Annotated in this window: 14 protein-coding genes; 8 read left to right on the plus strand and 6 right to left on the minus strand. The window is 54.6% G+C overall.

Going from position 1 to position 18,022, the window contains the following annotated elements:
- Positions 1-425 precede the first annotated feature (425 nt).
- Positions 426-977, plus strand: coding sequence for a type IV pilin protein (locus tag ACVW0B_RS10885; protein ID WP_457491664.1), 552 nt, complete (start codon positions 426-428; stop codon positions 975-977).
- A 109-nt stretch (positions 978-1,086) separates the two neighbouring features.
- Here ACVW0B_RS10885 and ACVW0B_RS10890 read toward each other — a convergent pair whose 3' ends face one another.
- The 3 genes from ACVW0B_RS10890 to ACVW0B_RS10900 form a co-directional block, all read right to left on the minus strand.
- Positions 1,087-2,037 carry a glycosyltransferase family 2 protein gene (locus ACVW0B_RS10890; protein WP_414408289.1) on the minus strand — a complete coding sequence of 317 codons (951 nt, stop codon included), beginning with the start codon at positions 2,035-2,037 and terminating at the stop codon, positions 1,087-1,089.
- 17 nt (positions 2,038-2,054) lie between these two features.
- Positions 2,055-2,954: a 2OG-Fe(II) oxygenase gene (locus ACVW0B_RS10895; protein WP_457491665.1), complete on the minus strand. Its 900-nt coding sequence runs from the start codon at positions 2,952-2,954 to the stop codon at positions 2,055-2,057.
- Between the two features lie 579 nt (positions 2,955-3,533).
- Entirely contained in the window at positions 3,534-3,677 is a 144-nt protein-coding gene (locus ACVW0B_RS10900) for a hypothetical protein (protein WP_011432125.1), read from the minus strand.
- A 171-nt stretch (positions 3,678-3,848) separates the two neighbouring features.
- Between ACVW0B_RS10900 and ACVW0B_RS10905 the strand changes: the two genes are divergently transcribed.
- From ACVW0B_RS10905 to ACVW0B_RS10915, 3 genes are all read left to right on the plus strand, one after another.
- A complete protein-coding gene (locus tag ACVW0B_RS10905) occupies positions 3,849-5,906 on the plus strand; it encodes a glycosyltransferase family protein (protein WP_457491666.1) in 2,058 nt (685 codons plus the stop codon).
- 201 nt (positions 5,907-6,107) lie between these two features.
- Complete coding sequence (locus ACVW0B_RS10910; RefSeq protein WP_457491667.1) at positions 6,108-8,081, plus strand: O-linked N-acetylglucosamine transferase, SPINDLY family protein; 1,974 nt, start codon at positions 6,108-6,110, stop codon at positions 8,079-8,081.
- 232 nt (positions 8,082-8,313) lie between these two features.
- The gene (locus ACVW0B_RS10915; RefSeq protein ID WP_457491668.1) at positions 8,314-9,033 is read left to right on the plus strand and encodes a hypothetical protein; all 720 of its coding nucleotides are present in this window, start codon (positions 8,314-8,316) and stop codon (positions 9,031-9,033) included.
- Here the strand turns inward: ACVW0B_RS10915 and ACVW0B_RS10920 are convergent.
- A complete protein-coding gene (locus ACVW0B_RS10920; RefSeq protein ID WP_457491669.1) occupies positions 9,030-11,273 on the minus strand; it encodes a serine/threonine protein kinase in 2,244 nt (747 codons plus the stop codon). The two genes, ACVW0B_RS10915 and ACVW0B_RS10920, sit on opposite strands and share 4 nt — an antisense overlap.
- 242 nt (positions 11,274-11,515) lie before the next feature.
- On the opposite strand from ACVW0B_RS10920, the gene ACVW0B_RS10925 reads away from it, so the two are divergent.
- The 4 genes from ACVW0B_RS10925 (at position 11,516) to ACVW0B_RS10940 (ending at position 15,595) form a co-directional block, all read left to right on the plus strand.
- The gene (locus ACVW0B_RS10925; protein WP_457491670.1) at positions 11,516-12,709 is read left to right on the plus strand and encodes an RNA-guided endonuclease InsQ/TnpB family protein; all 1,194 of its coding nucleotides are present in this window, start codon (positions 11,516-11,518) and stop codon (positions 12,707-12,709) included.
- Between the two features lie 206 nt (positions 12,710-12,915).
- Complete coding sequence (locus tag ACVW0B_RS10930; protein WP_457474482.1) at positions 12,916-13,884, plus strand: NAD(+) kinase; 969 nt, start codon at positions 12,916-12,918, stop codon at positions 13,882-13,884.
- Between the two features lie 45 nt (positions 13,885-13,929).
- Positions 13,930-14,568, plus strand: coding sequence for a histidine phosphatase family protein (locus ACVW0B_RS10935; RefSeq protein ID WP_457491671.1), 639 nt, complete (start codon positions 13,930-13,932; stop codon positions 14,566-14,568).
- A gap of 67 nt (positions 14,569-14,635) precedes the next feature.
- The gene (locus tag ACVW0B_RS10940; RefSeq protein WP_457491672.1) at positions 14,636-15,595 is read left to right on the plus strand and encodes a patatin-like phospholipase family protein; all 960 of its coding nucleotides are present in this window, start codon (positions 14,636-14,638) and stop codon (positions 15,593-15,595) included.
- Positions 15,596-15,699: 104 nt separating this feature from the next.
- Here the strand turns inward: ACVW0B_RS10940 and ACVW0B_RS10945 are convergent, their stop codons facing one another.
- Together ACVW0B_RS10945 and ACVW0B_RS10950 are read right to left on the minus strand one after the other, a co-directional pair.
- Positions 15,700-16,743, minus strand: coding sequence for a DUF58 domain-containing protein (locus ACVW0B_RS10945; protein ID WP_457491673.1), 1,044 nt, complete (start codon positions 16,741-16,743; stop codon positions 15,700-15,702).
- 264 nt (positions 16,744-17,007) lie between these two features.
- On the minus strand, positions 17,008-18,022 hold a 1,015-nt coding region (locus ACVW0B_RS10950; RefSeq protein ID WP_457491674.1), incomplete at its 5' end, for a DegT/DnrJ/EryC1/StrS family aminotransferase.

An 18,022-nucleotide genomic window follows, 5' to 3' on the forward strand; every position in this document is an offset into this window, starting at 1 on the left:
ACTACCAGTTGATCTTTCTGTTTACTTTCGAGTCTGCCAACATGGTAGCCAAAGCAAAGCAGAAAATTGGTAGTAAGACGACACGGAAACTGCGCTTTGGGTATTCTACTCAAAGCTTTGCGGGATACCGCCATTCTGTTTGGACTTCGTCCCGCTAACGCGAATGGAAACAAACAGAATGCTATCGCTGCATAGTTGAACAGTGATGTTCAGCAGTGTTCAGCGTAAATGTATCAGTGCTAGTCTTAATCTGCCATGCTGAGGCCGGCTCAGCTAAACCACTGACCTGTGTCAGGCTCATCTGGCAAAAATCCGCAATTGCGCCAGGGAGCAGGCTGTTATGAATCGCCCTTGAGCGGGGTAAGTTAGCACTAGCAGGTGAGCTGCACAGTTAACTCTCTAGTTTGCTAAAGGATCTGGTACTCATGAGCGCAAAGTCTCGTCAGTCTCTGTTGCGGGCCAAACTGGCTCAGCAAATTCTCTCCAAAGCCAAGGGCTTCACCCTGATTGAGCTGTTGGTGGTGATTGTAATTGTGGGTGTGCTGTCTGCAGTGGCAATCCCGCAGTTCTTAAACCAAGTGCGCCGCTCCCGCACTGCTGAAGCTCAAGCAGCTCTCACGGCAGTGGGTCGTGGTTCTGAAGTCTATCGCCTAGATGTTGGCGTGTACCCGAACACCTACACCAGAATTCAGTTCGGATGTCCTACCACTAGTGGGGCTGATTCCTGCGGCGCTAGGGGCGATAAGTTTATGAATGACCCGTGGAGCGCTCCCAATTACGAAACACCAGTGGCCACCGTTACTTCTTCTACTGCGCCTCAGGGGATGCGCTGGGACACCACTGCTGTCACGGGTGCAAGCCGCTACGTTAACGCTTCTGGCAACAGAATTCAATGCACCATTGGGCTGGGATCACAGGAGACAGCTGTGGCTACTCTGTCTACCTTTGTTGGTAAGAGCTGCAACGTCTTTGACTAGTTTCTATCTCTACTTTATGTACTCCGTGGCTCCCTGTGGGGAGCTTTTTTATTTCAGTTGCTCCAGTCTCCCTCAAGAGTAGGCAAGGGCTCTAGGCTAAACCAGTGAACTAGAGCGAGGACAGTAACTGTGATGGGTAGGAGATGCGAGTAAGAATACCCTTTTCGATGAGGTTCTGGTTGGTTTCAGGACTGCTGTAAAGTATGAACTCTTGATAAAGAGCTGCCATGCAAGTTCTATCTCCTGAGCAATAAGCGTCCCGTGAGGCCAAGTGAAAGGGAACCCGAATAGGATTAGACTTTGAGCGCCACCAGTAGTCGGGAAAGTTTCCCAGTTGAGCATACTTTTTATAGTAGTTTTGAAAGCCGCAGTTTAAGTAGTGTAAAATAGAGGGGAATGATGTTACCAAGGTATGACATTCTGGAATATCAAAGCTATGTACGCTATTGGGTAAGAGAGTGGGATGGATCCGAGCTGCTGACTTTCCATTTTGATAAGCTAAAAAGTATTGACTCTTGCCGGAAACTCTCTGAAACTCAGTACAGAGTCCTGGCTCTAAGGCAGCAGGGTTTTTCTTAAATAGAGTGACATCGCGAAAATAGTCCTCGACTTCAAATACTTCAGGAGCTGCTTCGTGGTTTAGGAACGTAACCTGGAATATATCGTCGCTTACTTGATCAAACCAATCCAAAGCCATCATCTGGCCAGGATAAAAAAGCTCATCTCCATCAATATGAAGAATCCAGTCCATGCCCTGATCCAGGGCAAGTTGTATAGCCGTTTCTACGTTAAGGATCTGACGAGCCATGACCTCATAGCCAACATGAGGGCCATATTTTGGGTAGAGAACATTCCCCAATGCTTGTTGGACTTGCAAAGCTTCATCGTTGGGAATAGCCGTTACATCGGAAAACTGAAGTGCCACCTGAATAGCGGGATCCTCTGGATCGTCAAAGAAGATATAAATATGGGCAATTCCAAGGGCAAGGTGATAGCGAATGAACGACTCCAAGCACACGCCTGGATCCCGAACAGTGGTAATTATGCAAACTCTGGCCATGGTGGAGCTGCAAGCCTTTAGGTGAATTGCTTGGCTCCTAGCCAAGTATTGATAGTGAAGCGGCTATCGGCAAAGGCTTGGCTAGGGCTAAATACCGGCAGGATTTCATGTAGGCAACTGCTGGAGAAGAAGACGATGCTGTTATTTGTAGGGGTTACCTCATCGTATGCCCCGTGCAGGATTGGTGGATGAGGTTTTTGCCTTTGGGTATCGTAGATGCGCAGCTCACCTCCTCGATAAGGCTTTGGCTCTTTGTGGAAGTAATATACGCAGCTCACCTGGCGGAAGGCAGTTTGTGGGTAGGAGTTATCGGTGTGGGCGGTAAAGAAGCAGCCATCATGGCTGGCAATCATCTCCATCTCAAAGATTTGAATGTCAAAGTTCTCAATGCCTAGCTCAGCAAAAATCTGGGGAGCAACAGCCGCAATTTTTTCTCGCAGCAGGGATCCATGCTCCTGAAAGTAAGCGAAGTCCAGCCTCAGGGAGCGGCGAAATTTTAGTGACTCTGCCTCGGTGTTGCTCTTGCTGTAGCTCTTGGAAGGGATAAACTTGTCTTGGTGGGTAATGGCATGTTGGAGAATGGCTTGGTTGAGCTCTTGAGGCAGGAAGTTATCCAGCTTGATGTATTTACAGGGGTAAAACCGGTTGGGTTCTGAGGGATCCGGCTGGGTAAAAGTCAGGAATACCGGGTTAGCTGCCAGCAGTGATCCAGGGCCAATTGCTTGGATGTGAGCGAGATCCTGCTCGGTTAACCCTTTGTGCTGGGGATCCCAAGTGAGGAGATGGATCCCTTGGCCTAGATTGGGCAAAATCTTCTGCAGGTGAAAACTGGGATCCACCCCCATCAAATCTAGGTTGGCTTGGGCTATGGCTCCGTAGCGGCAATGGTTGACCAAGTATAGGGCTGAGTCGGCCAAGTAATCCCGCAGTAGCAAAGACTGAAGCAGACAGGTACGGTAGTCCGTGAGTTCAGTCCAGAAACAAACGCCAATCTGGGTCTCTGGGAAACATTGACCGAGATCTGCCAAAAGGGCAGGAATGGGGCCTTCTAGGAGTAGAACCCGTTCTTCTAATCCCAACTGAGAAATTTGGGTTTGGATATCTTCTGTGCTGATTGACTTTTCGGATGAGCTCTGTAGGGGATTCCGTAGAATCACTGCTAACTTTTCAGGATAGCGAAGCATTGCCTGCAAAACAGCTGCGGACTCTTCCCAGCCAATCTGGCAGAAGATTTGCTGGCTAGGAAGGCAGGCTAAAGCCCAATCTAAGAGCTGGGTGAGACTCTGAGCTTGCTCCAGTTCTAGGAGAAGATCCTGAGCAAGGTCTTGGCAATCCATGGGGAGGGATCCCTGACGTCTGCTCTAGCTTAATGTACCCGGATCCACCCCCAGTTCTCACAACTTTTAGGCCAGGCGCTCAGCCCTTTGCTGCTCCAGTTCAGCCTTGGCAGGCATCAGTTCCCCAGCGGCAGTGGCCCACAGAATCCAGGTGGCCTCCTACCCTCCCACTTCGCTGGGTACAGCCTCAAAACCTCGCTCGGCATGGGTGGTGGAGATGAGCAAGTCCATCTGGCACGTGTGCCGCCAGCTTTCCATGGGTATGCCATTGTCGTAGGAGAGCTCGTCTTGGGTAGGGGCCATCCAGGCAGGTAAACTGGATTCGGCTCTTGCAGACAGGGATCCATGGGGTCGCTTATAACCTATGCTCGGCTTATCGTTTTCCAGGGCAACAGAGATCCCTTGTTGTTGTGTCCAATCCTAGTAGCCTGTAGGAGCTAGAAGAACCTGCCGCTCAACTTGGGGAGTCGAGAAATGCAAGACATCAAGGCCAATGCTCCGCGAATTCTCCTCAATTGGCCAACTCCGCCAGACTATATCCCGCCCCCGCAGCTTTCAGATCGGCAGGTCAGTCTTTGCCCCAAGAGGAAAGCCAAGGGCTTTGGACTAAACTTTGTCAATCTCTCTAAGGAATTGGTGGAGTGCCCAGAGGAAGACTATGACCTCTATGACTTTGTGCAGCAGTCTGAGCAAATTACAAATAAGGAGTTTGACCTAGTTGTTGTTTGGACTTCGAGCTTCGACTACAGCAATCCTCTTAATACCAAAAAGTTTGGCTGTCCAACTGTTTTACTGGCTGGAGACACCCACCACTGGGAGTTTCCCATCAACCATCTCTTGGCCTACTGGGCTACTGAAGGCTTTGATTACGTCGCTACTGCCTATAACTTCCAGCATTTGCACTGGTTTGCCGCAGCAGGCGCTGAGAATCTTGCCTGGTTGCCTCTTATCTCCATGCGCACTGTTACCCACGATTGGGTGGAAGATAGAGAAAATCAAGTGGTCTTTATCGGCCAACAGGGATCCCGCCATCCCAGGCGTTGCCGGCTGGTTCAAGCCATAAAGAATGCAGATTTGCCCATCCTCATCAAAACAGCCAACCGCCAAGAGGCAGCCAAATGGTTTGCCCATTCTCTGATTTCCTTTAACTGCAGCCAAAATGGGGATCTGAACTTAAGGAACTTGGAAGTGATTTCCGCGGGGGGCTTTCTGCTTACTGACCAGCTCTCCTTCGCCTCAGGATTGGACGAACTTTTGGCGCCCGGCACCTACTGCGACGCCTACAACTCCGAAGCCCAACTCCTGGAGAAAATCCGCTACTACCTAGACCATCCCCAGGAGGCCATTCAAATTGCCCGCCGCGCTTATCACACTTTCGACCAACACTGGCATCCCCGCCACCGCATTCAGAACCTGCTGGACTGGGTGTTTGGGGGAGAGCTGCCGGAGCCCTTTCGTTACTCGCCCCGCTCTGATGTGCGCTACTTTGTCAGCACGGCCAGCTCTGCCTGGATAGACACACGACTAGGAATCTACGAGCCCATTCAAGAGCTGCATCGCGTGCAGGAGCGACTGAGGGTATTTGTTGGCCGAGGCTGTCCTGGGGTGATAGCCGCGGACTTGCTGGACTTGCCGCGGCTGGAGCTGTACGTGGAAGAGGGGTTTGGGGATCCGTGTGCCCTGCTGCAGCAGGTTGGAGTGCCCGAGCGAGTTCATGAGGTGAGGGGGGAGCCGAGCAGTTGGCCCAGCTTTGATGCGGTGGTGTGCACGGTGGGAGACTTGCAGCGGCTGGGGCGGCCTTTGAGAACCAGCTTTGCTTTCATCCTGGGAGAAGACACCCAGCTCCTCTTTGCCAATGCGGGAAACATAACAGAAAATTTTCTCATTTACTTAGTCCAAGGCCGCAGCTCCGTTCCGTCAGCTCGGCTGGGGGGGTACGAAGGCGTCGAGTACGAAGGAACGGTGGCCAGACTTAGTCGAGTCTATCAGCCTGCTGTTTCTGTTCTTTCTGATGTCAAGGTTGTCGTGGATGTGAGAGCGGGGGTGGGCGTGGCCAGCGCTTGTTTCAGAACTCTTCACCCTGAGGCGGCTATTCACTGTTTCGAGGTGGATCCCCTAGCTCTACACCTGCTGCGGCAGAATATTCTCAGCTTGGGCAACTGCTTTGTGCATTCGGTGGGGCTGGCGGGGCAGGATAGTTGCAGAACCCGTCGCCTCTGGCCGGAGGATCCTCAGGCCGAGTGGGGAGTGGAGCAGCTGCTCCCTTTCCGGGAAGCCAGGGCAGCCCTCAAGGAGTTGGGTTTGGAGCCCATCGATGTGCTCAGGGTGGCTACAGGTGGAGATGAGGTGGAGGTGTTGACCAGCTTGCAAGAGCAGCTCAAAGACATCAAGGTGATTTACGTGGAGTTTACTTCTGAGCAAGACCGCAAGCAGATTGACCAGATGTTGGATCCCTCTCATCTCCTCTGGCAGGGGGAGATTTCTCAAGGTAACTACGGCTGTCTCTGTTACCTGAGCAGAGCTTACGTTTAGGTAAAGTAGCTGAACAAAGTAAAAAAATGAGCCACGGAGCGGAACAAATACGACTCTCTCTCAGATCTAAGCTTCCTCTTTAGGTCTACCTGCATGTTATCTTGCCTGTAAAGTCATCTTATCCCCAACTGAACTGACTATAACTGGAAAAAACTATACTGAGCAGACAAGTCAGGAGAATTTCTAGCCATCTTGTAGTAGATGTCAGACTGGATACTTACAAACAAACTTCTGGCCGGGATCCGAGCTCAGCAAGCAGGAGATTTGCGACAAGCAGAAGCCATTTACTCCGAAATCTTGGCGGATTTTCCTGAGCAAGCCGACGCTTTGCACCTGCTGGGAACGGTGGCCCAGACCAAGGGGGATTTAGAATGGGCAGCTGCGCTAATTGCCGAGGCTATTGAGTTAAATCCTTGCGTAGCTCTTTATCATCACAACTTAGGCGTGGTCTACGAGTCTTCGGGCCAATGGGAGAAAGCCTTATCCTGCTACCAGCAGAGCTTAAACCTCAATCCCGATGCCACTCTTTCCGCCTTTCAAGCTGGCAAGATCCTCGTTAACTTACGTCGCTGCGAAGAGGCGATCCCCCTGCTCAATTCCCTGTTGGTAAACTCGGATCGAGCAGCAGGGATCCCTTTGGAAGAGGTGCATCTGAATCTGGCTATCGCCTACCGAGATCAAGGAGAACACGCTGTTGCCTTGGATCACCTGGAGAAAGCATTGGCTTTGGATCCCCAGTTAGAACAGGCTCGTTGGTTTTATCATCTCTACTTGCCGGCAGTCTATCAGAGTGAGGAAGAACTCAACTCCTTTCGTGCTCGCTTTATCGAGCATCTGGATTGTCTTATTGAGGAAACTCCCCTAGAAACGGAGGAGCAACGTCGCACAGCGCTGTGGGCATCAGGACTGGGAACCAATCACTACCTACAGTACCAAGGCTACAACGACCTGGATTTACAGAAAAAATATGCCCAGTTTTTTCAACGTATAGTCAACGCTTGCTATTCCCAGTGGAGATATCTTCCTCACCAATCCCAGCCAGAGGATCCCATCCGAGTTGGGTTTGCCTCAGCTTCCATGCGAGCTTGCTCTTACAGCCGCTTATCTCTGGGTTGGGTTAAGTACCTAAATGCTAATTGGATTGATGGACAGGCTAACTCGGAGCGAAAGTTTCAAGTCTTCGCCTATCACTTGGATCCCAGAACCGATTTCATGACAGACCGGTATCGTCAATATGCCGATGTGTTTCGACACATTCCCACCGGACTTGAGGATGCAGCCCGACAAATCCTGCAGGATCAGCTAGATATTTTGGTGTATTTGGAGATTGGTCTTTCACCTCTCATTCTGCAACTGGCTTCCCTGCGACTGGCACCGATACAGTGCTCCACTTGGGCTCATCCTATAACTTCTGGACTTTCTACGATTGACTATTTCCTCTCCAGCGATTTAATGGAGCCAGAGGATGCTCAAGAACATTATAGTGAAACCCTGATTCGTTTACCTCATTTGGGCACTTGCTTCGAAAAGCCGATTTTGCCTCAGCAAAAGCGCTATCGAGAGGATTTCGGCCTGCGCAGAAACGCAGTGGTTTACCTAGCTTGTCAATACTTGGGTAAATATCTGCCCCAATATGACTATCTTTTTGCCGCTATTGCTCAGCGAGTGCCCAACGCTCAATTTGTTTTTTTGGCTCTACCCAATGCTGCTATTGCCCGACAATTTCGGGAACGGCTCACCCGGGCTTTTTCTTTGTATGGCCTCAATGTAGAAGACCACTGCCTGATCCTGCCCGGATTGGATTATCAAGACTACTTGGATCTCAACCGCTGTGCCGATCTTATGTTAGATTCCTATGGCTGGTCAGGTGGGATCACCACCTTAGAGGCCGTTGCGGTCGGATTGCCTGTGATCACTTGCCCTGGAAAGCTGATGCGGGGGCGGCATACCTATGCCATTCTCAAAAGAATGGAGCTGGACAGCTTAATTGCCTCGGATCTGAAAAGCTATGAGGATTTGGCCGTAAAACTGGGATCCGATTCTGAGTTTCGCTACCACATGGCTGAGGAGGTTCGGCAGCGACGCGACCTACTCTTTGAAGATCGAGAATGTGTGGCAGCCCTAGCTCATTTCTTTCTCACCCTCACCAAGAAGCCCGACGCTGGTCGTGATTAGCCCACCGCGAAAAAGGGTTTTGCTCTGGATCCCTTCCTGAGGACAAAATTGGCTCAACGGCCCCACTACGCCCTTGAAGCTCCCTTCTCGAGGTCAACAGCGGAACAGCCCCCCCAGGCCGGTGCAAGCCTAAACGTGGGAAAATCCTGTCAGTGATCTGCATTTTGCTGAGAATTGCTCAGAGCATCGTAATCTAGAGGAACATTGACATCCGGTGTCCGGAGGAGTGCTTATGCTAGGACCAGCATCGAATGCTTCTAGAGCTCCGCAGGGATCCCTGCAGAGGCTGTTCTTGGGCCTTTTGGCCTCAGCTGCGGTTTTGGCAGGCTGTGGAGGAAGTGGAGGGAGTACAATACCGCCTCTGGTGAACGTCTGCGAACAAGCCTTCAGTCCAGGCCTTTTTGCATCGATTGGTCTGCGCCGACAGGGGGATAGGCGCAGTGGAACCTTGGGGCCGAATAGCCTTTTGGAGTATTATTTTGATGAGAGGGGCAATATTCAAAATGCCCGGGAATTCCCACCCCCTCCCGGCACGTTTACCTTCTATTCAGATGCGTTTCTTTACTTTCCCTCTGCAGCCAACGTTACCGGGGTTACAATCCGGCTGACCAGCCCGGTTTTCGACCCGCTATTGGTCATCGGCAGCTATGACAGCAACCGGAGATTGGATCCTGACGTTTTTGTAAATGATGATGCTGCCCCTGGCAACTTTACCACCTCTCAGCTAACCATCCCCGTGCGGCAAAACCGCTGCTACTTGCTCCGGGTGGAAAGCTACTGGGCGCAAAATGCCTCTCCAGCCGCTGGGCCGGGCAGCCCTGGGCGAGGCCCTTACACCATCGAAGTTGTGAGCGAAAGCTTTGCTGCTCCTCCTCCACCGCCTCAACGGCAACAGAAAGACGATAGGGAAGACGGCGGCGGCGGAGACCGAGGGGGGGGTGTCGGCCTCTAGCTCTGGCGGGTGAGCTTGATGGCAAAGTCAGCGCTGCCACAGGTGGCTCTGCCGCGAATCACGCGCCCGTCAGGGCTGACCGTGCCACTCCAAGCAACGGTTGGGGTACCGCTACCCCCTATCCTGCCGCTAACAGAAATTTGGTTGCCGATGAGCTGGCCGCTGCGCTCAGAAAAGCTGGGGGAGGAAACGCTGATCTGGTTGCCCTCCTGACGAATGGAGACGGTTTCCTGGACGCCAGCCGCAACATTGACCTTGCACAGGGATCCCTGCCAGATAAAAGATCCTCCCTCGTAAAGCCACTCGCCGCTGAGGGCCAGCTCTGCCGCAGGTGTTGGCGTTGCTGGGGCAGGTGTGGCAGTGGGAGTGGGGGATGGAGTCGGGGTGGGGGTAGGAGTACGAGGGACAAGCGGGGTGAATCGAGGGATAGGGGTAAGCGTCGGTGTCGGAGTGGGTGTTGGTGCTGGAGTCGGGGTGGGTGTCGGTCTCGGAGTGGGTGTTGGTGCTGGAGTCGGGGTGGGTGTCGGTCTCGGAGTGGGTGTTGGTGCTGGAGTCGGGGTGGGCGTCGGTGTCGGAGTGGGTGTTGGCGCTGGAGTCGGGGTGGGCGTCGGCGTCGGCGTCGGGGTGGGCGTTGGCACCGGAGTGGGTGTTGGTGCTGGAGTCGGGGTGGGTGTCGGCGTTGGAGTGGGAGCAGGTTCGAGTGTAGGTGTTGGGGTTACTTCAGCGGTAGGGATCGGATCCGGTTCTTCCCGGCTATCGCGGATCGTTGGGTGTGGCCACAGCAAAAAGGCGGCCAGCAAAGCCATAACGCCTAGGGATCCCCCGGCCAAAACCCACTTCAGGTTGCTGTCGGAAGGTTGCAGAACCGTTTGGGGGGCAGCTTGCCGCAGAGGGCGAGTGCGGGGAGTATCGGTTCGTGCCGGCGTGGCAGGGCGAGCGACAGGGGGATCCTGAACGGTCGGGAGAGCGTTGCTGGCTGGGATCACTGTGGAGGGCGTTTTGGGAGTTTCGCCCCCACTTTGGGGAGAGGGATCCGGTGTTTCCGGCGGAGCTTCTGCTGAGGAGGGTTCCCGCTCGGTGATGTAATAGGGGATCCCTGCACCTGGGGAGGGGGGAGAGACCGGCTCATCTTCGATGAGATCCAGATCCTCATCGCGGATATCTTCAAAGGCTCCAGAAGCCGATCCTGTATTGCGGGTGGCTTGGATCGGTGGCTTGGACTCAGAAGAGGGTGGAGCATCCTGTTGAGGCTTGGCACTGCCGGTGGGGATGATTACCGTGCTGGCTTGGCCACTAGAGAGTTGGGTGGTTGCCGTCAGGTCATAGGCTTGCAGCAGTCGTTCCCCTAGCTCCCGCATCGTTTGTGGTCGTTCGTCTGGGTTTTTTTTCAGGCAATCCATCACCACCGCTGCCAAGGGGGGTGGGATCGGCTGGGGGGCTGCCTTCGGGTTGATCTCGATTGGGCTTTCGTAGCAATGGGCGTGGATCCAGCTGTGCAGGGAGTCGGTTTCCAATTGAAAGGGCATAGATCCCGTCAGCATCTCGTAGAGCACTACCCCAAAGGAGTAGATATCCGAGCGGGCATCCAAGGCTTTGCCCCGTATCTGTTCGGGAGAGGCGTAGCGAGCTGTGCCGATAAATCCTCCCCCTTTTTGGGTGCCCAGGCTGAGGGTGTGATCCGCCAGGGTTTTGGCCACGCCAAAGTCGAGGATTTTCAGTTGGGGGATGAGCTTGCCGTTTTGAAAAACTTGCTCGATGAAGAGGTTGCTGGGTTTGATGTCGCGATGGATAACGCCTCGAATCTCGCGACCCTCTACCTTGGCCTGAAACGTGTGGGCAAAGTGCAGCCCCTCACAGGCCTGCAAGGCTAGTCGAACGGCTTGTCGAACCGGCAAAGCCCCTTTTTCTCGGATCAGCTTGCCCAGATCCTGCCCCTTGAGGTACTCCATCACCAAGTAGGCCTGCTCCCCCTCTTGGCCGTGATCCAAAACCTTGACGATGCGAGGATGCTGCCCCAGAAGGGTGCTAACGCGGATCTCTTCGGCAAAGCGACGGCGCAAGTCTGTCTGGAAGTCGCCCCGGCTCAGCAGCATGGGGGCATATAAGATCTTGACAGCTACCTCTTGGCCGTTGTTGTGTAAGTCTAAGGCGCGGAAGACGGATCCCATACCACCGCTACCAATTTCTTGAATCAGCTGGTAGCGGTTGCCCAAAATGCGGTTGGTGAGATCTGCGGTCATGGGTTTGCAGCTTGGAGAAGAGGAATTGCAGGGGGAATGTCCATACCATAAACCGAATTGCTGAGGTCTGCACCAGCCTACGCCGGTGGCTGAACTCAGGGATCCGGATTGGGGCCATCTGTTGGAAATGGCGGGGTTTTCGGTTGATTCTTCAAGGTGACTTCTCAGCTAGAAATCGCAGGAGCCCCGCCCTCTGTCCGTAGGACGAGGGTCGGGAGGAATGCGGAAGTTATGATAGAACCATGACCCAAGTCCTGACCGTCTCCTGCAAGCTCAAGGTGTCCCAGTCGCAAGCTGCAAAGTTGGATGCGACAATGGATGCCTTTGTGCAGGCGTTGAACTGGGTCAACCAAAACACACCAGAAAAAGTAGTCAACGCCGTTAAGCTTCAGTCTCTGTGCTACCGCGAAATCCGCGCCCGGTTCGGCTTATCCAGTAACTTGGCTCAGCAGGTCTGCAGACGGCTGGCCGGCGCCCGTAAAGTTGCACAACAGAAAAACCGCCCCGTCAAAGCGTTCAAAGGGGGCTTCGCTACCTACGACGCTCGTATCTTTTCGTTCCGCGAGAAAGACTGGACGGTGTCGCTGACCACGGTGGAGGGTCGGGAGCGCTTTGAGCTGGCGATTGGCCGCTACCAGAGAGAACAGTTGGCGGGCTCCAATCCCAAATCTGCCACTCTGGTCAAGCGTAAAGACGGCTCCTACTCTATTCAGATCTGTGTGGAAGCGGAGCCATCCCCACCGCAACGCACGGGTAGAGTGCTGGGGGTGGACTTGGGAAGGACGGATATTGCTCATACATCGGAAGGGGATAACTGGAATGGACAGCAGTTGAACAAAGTCCGAGACCACTACTCCCGGTTGAGGGCGGTACTTCAACGCAAAGCCAGTAAGGGCACACGCAGTTCGCGGCGCAGATGCCGTCAACTGTTGCAACGGCTGTCTGGCAAGGAGAGGCGCTTTCAGGCGTGGGTCAATCATCGCATCTCCAAAGCTATTGTCTCTAGGGCAAAGACTACAAACAGCGCTATTGCTCTGGAAGACCTGACAGGGATCCGGGAAAGAGTCAATCAACAGCCGCGCAGCAAAGCCGAACGGCGCAGGGCCAACAGTTGGGCGTTCTATCAACTCCGTCAATTTTTGGAGTACAAGGCTCTGCGTGCAGGGGTTGCTTTGATTCTGGTGCCGCCTGCCTACACGTCGCAGACCTGCCACCGGTGTTTGCACATTCATCCCGACCCTGCGCAATCCTACCGCAGTGGAAAGAAGTTTAAGTGTGGACACTGTGGATGGGAAGGGGATGCGGATTTGAATGGTGCGAATGTGATTGCGCTTTTGGGGGCTGCCGTAAACCAGCCTAGAGGCTCGTGGTTGGCTTGCCAACTGCAGGGCTACCGAAAGCCCGCCCTGTGCTGCGAAGCAGTCAGGGTCGGGTAGTTTACATTTACTTAACTGTTACTTAAAAGTTGTAGAAGAAAGCTCTGGCGGGGGCAGTGACGCTCAAGGGAGAGCTGCGGTGATCGGTTTCACCGTCCAAGAGAACATTTTCTGGTTAACTTTGGGGGGGATAGTCTGGATTATCCTGAGCAATCCCCAGCCTGAAGAAGGGGACAATCGACAGGGATCCCTTGATGAGGTCAGCCATGGACTTGGGCTTGGTGGTGATTGCCTACAAAGAGGGGGATCGGGAGAGCAAAGCCGCCTGCCAGAGGTGTGCGGAGCAGTTGCGCCGGCGCGGTGTTACGGTGTTGACAGCTCCCACTGGCTTGCACCACAACCCCTACCCAGTCTTTTTGGAGGCCACCTCGGATCCCATCGATCTGGCAGTGGTGCTGGGGGGAGATGGCTCGGTGTTGGCGGCGGCACGATACCTGGCTCCCCATGGGATCCCGATTTTGCCGATCAAAGCGGGGGGTAGGCTGGGGTTTTTGGCCCAGTCGGAGCGGGTGTTGCAGCAGGATCCCTGGGATCGCATTCAGGCAGGGGATTTTTTCTTGCAAGCCCGCATGATGTTGCAAGCCCAGATTTGGGAACAACCGCAGTTGGGGCAAGGGGATCCCTTGGCCGCCCGTGGAGAGGGAAAGTCGCAAGGCCGTCCGGCCAGCGAAGTCTACTATGCCCTCAATGAGATCTGCCTGAAGCCAATCAACCGAGAACGGCTGCCTGCCGCGATCATGGAGATCGAGGTAAACGGAGAGATTTTGGATCAGTACCACGGAGATGGGGTGCTGGTGGCTACACCGACGGGATCCACCTCTTACACTCTGGCAGCCAATGGCCCCATCCTCGAGCCCACCCTCGACGCCATCATCATCACCCCTATTTGTCCCCTGAGTTTGTCTAGCCGTCCTATTGTCATCAGCGGCACAGCCAGGGTGGACATTTGGCCCCTTGCGGATCCCGAAGGGTTAACCCGCCTGTGGACAGATGGCGTGTTGGCCCAGTCGGTGAATCCCGGCCAGTGGGTTCACATTCAGCAAGCACCTACACCGGCCAAGCTGATGATCCTGGAAAAAGAGCTCTCCTACTTTCGCACTCTGCGGGAAAAGTTGCAGTGGGCAGGTAGCCGCATTTACATCCCCACCACCAACCACCGCCCCGAAGGGGGATAAGGAGAGCTAGAGTGGCGAAGTTCACCACCCATCCGCACATCTCCCATGAGCCTGAAACTTTACCTCCTCAGACACGGCGAAACCCCCTACAGCCGTTCCGGCGGCTTTTGCGGCGCTCTGGATCCCGACCTCACCCCCGAAGGCAAACAAATGGCAGAAGCCTTTGCCGCAGCCTATGCCGGGATCCCTTGGCAGGCCCTCTACGTCAGCCCGATGCGGCGTGCCTTGGCTACCTTGAGCCCCCTGGCCGAGAAAGTTGGCTTGGAGATGCAGATTCGAGAGGGCCTAAGAGAAATTCACTACGGCGAGTGGGAGGGCAAAACCCACGCTGAGGCGCAAGAAGCCTACCCAGAAGCCTATTGGCGCTGGATGACCGAGCCGGCCTGGAACGCCCCTCCGGGGGGCGAAACCGCCGTGCAAATTGCCAATCGGGCCATGCCGGTTGTGGCCGAGATCCAGGAAAGATGGACCCATGGCAACGTCTTGATCGTCTCCCACAAAGCCACCATTCGGGTTATTCTCTGCAGCCTGCTGGGCATCGACCTGGGTCGCTACCGGGATCGCATTGAGGTTTTGGCCGCCTCGGTCAGCGTGGTCAAGTTCGACCGCTATGGCCCCCTTCTGGAAATCTTAGGGGAACGCAGTTATCTGCCTTCCGATCTGCGGGAAAGGGCAGGTACCTAATTGATTTTAGAGAGAGCAAAGTTTAAGATTCCTGAAGTCTTTTGGGCTTCTTTTTGAGGGAGCAATCATGGGCAAAAAACTGGGATTAGCACTGGGCAGCGGCGGAGCGAGGGGATGGGCTCATATTGGTGTGATTCGAGCTCTAGAGCGGGCTGGGATCTCCGTTGACTACATTGCTGGGACGAGCATTGGCGCTTTTGTGGGAGCCATTTATGCAGCGGGAGAACTGGATGAGCTGGAAGACTTTGTGCGAGATCTTAACTGGAAGATGATCCTGTCTTTGTTTGATGTGGTCTTTCCCACCTGTGGCCTGCTGGATGGCAACAAAATTTATGAGCTGCTGACAGAACATTTGCAAGAGCTGTGTATTGAAGAGGCCGGGATCCCCTTTTGCTGTGTGGCTACCGACTTGATCACAGGCCAGGAGGTGCTGTTGCGTTCGGGCAAAATGGCAGATGCCGTGCGGGCCAGCATCTCTATCCCAGGAATTTTCACTCCCTTTCACCACGAAGGGCGCTATCTCGGAGATGGGGGCATTGTCAACCCGGTGCCAGTGCGGGTGGTGCGAGAGATGGGGGCCGATGTTGTTGTTGCGGTCAATCTCAACCATGTGGATCCCGCGGATGTGGAGTCGCAACTGGAAGAAACAGAGGTGGAAGAAACCCTTCAACGGCGACAGCGCTTGAATGCTGAAGGAGAAGTGATCGAAGAAGAAGCCAACTTCATCACCCGCATTCGCAAACGCTATCAATCCCTACAACAAGGGATCCAAGAAAAAATTAGCCAATGGTTTCCAGATGAGCCCTCTGGTCCCAATATTTTCGACGTTATTGGCAAGACGTTGAACGTGATGGAGCAAATCGTTACCTGCAGTGTTTTAGCCGAACATCCGCCGGATTTGCTCTTACAACCCAAGCTGAGCCAGTATGGGATCTTCGATTTTCATCAAGCAGATCCGATTATTCAGGAGGGCTATCGACAAATGCGGCGGGCCATTCCAGAATTGCGACAAAAGTTGGAGCAGTGAACCACCACTTCTTCAGCAGTTCAACCTAAAGCTTTGCAAGGATCTGCGCCCCCAGCTTTCTAAACAATCCCCGATGGATCCTGCTATCAAAATGGGCCTGAAGCTCACTCAATTGGGATAAATTGCAACAGCGATCCCGTGTGGATGAGATGGGCCGGGGCAGATTTTCCATCCTGGTCGGGATGGGCCAGCAGCACACAGCGATCTTGAGGGGTGAGGTCAAACTTGACAGAGGGATCAGGTTCTCTTTCCAGTGGAGGGCTGAGCTGGGGATCCCCGACAAAAGTAAGTCGTGCCAACACGGTCAGCAGGTGATCTTGATGGGCCAGGTCTGACCCAAAAGGAGTCCGCTCTTGTAACGTAACGAGTGCTACCGGGTAACCTTCTCGCATCAAGTAGAAGAGGATCCCGGCACAGCGCTCTACAGCTCGCTCCAACTTGTCTCGATGGATCTCGGGCCTCTCTTTCTGGGGCTGCCAGCGATTTTCAAAACAGAGGGTGATGGCTTGGGATCGTGGACGCTCCAACTCCCGCACGATTAGTTGATCCCGTTTGGCCGAGATCTTCCAATGGACAGAGCGCACATCGTCCTGGGGGCGGTAGGGCCGTAAGCTCAGGTAGTCTCCCTCTCGACCGGGTTGGGGGCGCAATTGGTTGCCGCTGCTGAGCTGATCCCACAGCACCAATCCTTGAACCGAGGCAGGCCGCGGAAACACGATCACCGTTTGGGGATCCCTAATTTCCACCGCCTTGCGGAAGAGTTCAAATGGAAAGCTGGTGGCAACTTCAAAACCCTGCAACTGCCAGGCTCCCCGCCTTGAAAAAGTCTGCTGGTAAAAAGTGTCCACCTTGGCACCGGGATCCACCCGCAAAACATAGCTGGAAGGCCAATCTTCCCGCCTCAGCCCCTCAATGCGTTCGCTCACCTGCAACGAGAAGCTGGGCAGGCGCCGTTTGCGATTGACCAGCGTGAGACCCACCAAGACAGGCTGGCCGGCGAAAATGCGGCTAGGCAACTGCCGGCTGACCTCCAGATCTTTGAGGGTGAGATCAGAGAGGGTGCCACTGATGAGAATAAGGCTGAGCAGCATTCCCAGCAACAAATACAGGGGATTGTTGCCGGTGTTGAAAGCAGCAATACTTACCAACAGGGCGATCCCGACAAACCGCCCCCCAATACGGGTGAAGCGGAAGCGGCGCAGAAAACGAACCTGGCGCCCTGATTTCTGCTCTGAGGAGAAGATCCCCAGGCTTCCCGTCCGTTGAAGCAGTAATGGAACTAGTTTTCGGCTTAGTTTCCACAACACCGCAGTCCCCTCATCACTCCTTCATCCCCGGCCCCTCTCCAAAGGAGAAAGAGGTCTGGAATCTACAAGCTGCTTCAGTGTAATTTGAAATCACCATAACCAGTGCTACGGGCAGGTTTTTTCTGAGAGGATTTCAGCAATGGCCGCAGCCACCCGCTCTTGTTGACAGGTGGTCAACTCAGGAAAACACGGCAAAGACAACACCTGAGCCGCACATAGCTCGGCATTGGGCAGATCCCCCCGCCTGTAGCCCAGCCCTCGGTACACCGGCTGCAGCGGCAACGGCAGAGGATAGTAAACCCGACTGCCAATGCCCCGCTCCTTCAGACCCTGCTGCAAATCGTCCCGCCGCCGCCCATCCGTCGCCTCAGAACCCACCACCCGCACCGTGTACTGGTGCCACACCGAGTTCCCCCCCACCCCCACCTGGGGCAACATCAAGCCCGGGATCCCTTGCAGCAAGCGGTGGTAACACTCCGCAATCCCCTGCCGCCGCCAGTTCCACTCCCGCAGATAAGGCAACTTCACCGAGAGAATCACCGCCTGCAGCGCATCCAAACGACTGTTGAGACCCAGATACTCGTGGTGGTACGGACGGGTCTGCCCATGCTCCCTGAGAGCCCGCACCCGCTTGGCCAGTTGCCCATCCCGCGTCACCACCGCCCCCCCATCCCCAGCCGCACCCAGATTCTTGCTGGGAAAAAAGCTGAAGCAGCCCACCTCCCCCCAAGTGCCCACCGGCCTGCCCCCCCAGCAGGCCCCCACCGCCTGGGCACAATCTTCCACCACCGCCAAGCCGTGCCGCCGGGCAATAGCCAGAATCTGGGTCATGTTGGCCGCCTGCCCAAACAAATGCACCACCACCACCGCCTTGGTGCGGGGGGAGATGCTCCTTTCCAGCAGCTGCGGATCCAGGTTAAAGGTGCACGGATCCACATCCACAAACACCGGACGCGCCCCCACCCGGCTGATGGCGGCAGCCGAGGCAAAAAAACTAAAGGCACTGGTGAGCACCTCATCCCCCGCCTGGATGCCCAAAGCCTGCAAAGCCAACACCAAGGCATCGGTGCCGGAATTGCAGCCGACGGCCTCCAGGGGGCCACCCCCCAAAAACTGGGCA

Source organism: Thermostichus sp. MS-CIW-23 (assembly GCF_054059455.1).

Excerpts from the sequence above, each read along its gene's own strand:
- ACVW0B_RS10915 (WP_457491668.1), top strand. The coding sequence starts at position 8,314 with ATGCTAGGACCAGCATCGAATGCTTCTAGAGCTCCGCAGGGATCCCTG.
- ACVW0B_RS10905 (WP_457491666.1), top strand. The coding sequence starts at position 3,849 with ATGCAAGACATCAAGGCCAATGCTCCGCGAATTCTCCTCAATTGGCCA.
- ACVW0B_RS10925 (WP_457491670.1), top strand. The coding sequence starts at position 11,516 with ATGACCCAAGTCCTGACCGTCTCCTGCAAGCTCAAGGTGTCCCAGTCG.
- ACVW0B_RS10940 (WP_457491672.1), top strand. The coding sequence starts at position 14,636 with ATGGGCAAAAAACTGGGATTAGCACTGGGCAGCGGCGGAGCGAGGGGA.
- ACVW0B_RS10935 (WP_457491671.1), top strand. The coding sequence starts at position 13,930 with ATGAGCCTGAAACTTTACCTCCTCAGACACGGCGAAACCCCCTACAGC.
- ACVW0B_RS10900 (WP_011432125.1), bottom strand. The coding sequence starts at position 3,677 with ATGGCCCCTACCCAAGACGAGCTCTCCTACGACAATGGCATACCCATG.
- ACVW0B_RS10920 (WP_457491669.1), bottom strand. The coding sequence starts at position 11,273 with ATGACCGCAGATCTCACCAACCGCATTTTGGGCAACCGCTACCAGCTG.
- ACVW0B_RS10930 (WP_457474482.1), top strand. The coding sequence starts at position 12,916 with ATGGACTTGGGCTTGGTGGTGATTGCCTACAAAGAGGGGGATCGGGAG.
- ACVW0B_RS10890 (WP_414408289.1), bottom strand. The coding sequence starts at position 2,037 with ATGGCCAGAGTTTGCATAATTACCACTGTTCGGGATCCAGGCGTGTGC.
- ACVW0B_RS10885 (WP_457491664.1), top strand. The coding sequence starts at position 426 with ATGAGCGCAAAGTCTCGTCAGTCTCTGTTGCGGGCCAAACTGGCTCAG.
- ACVW0B_RS10910 (WP_457491667.1), top strand. The coding sequence starts at position 6,108 with ATGTCAGACTGGATACTTACAAACAAACTTCTGGCCGGGATCCGAGCT.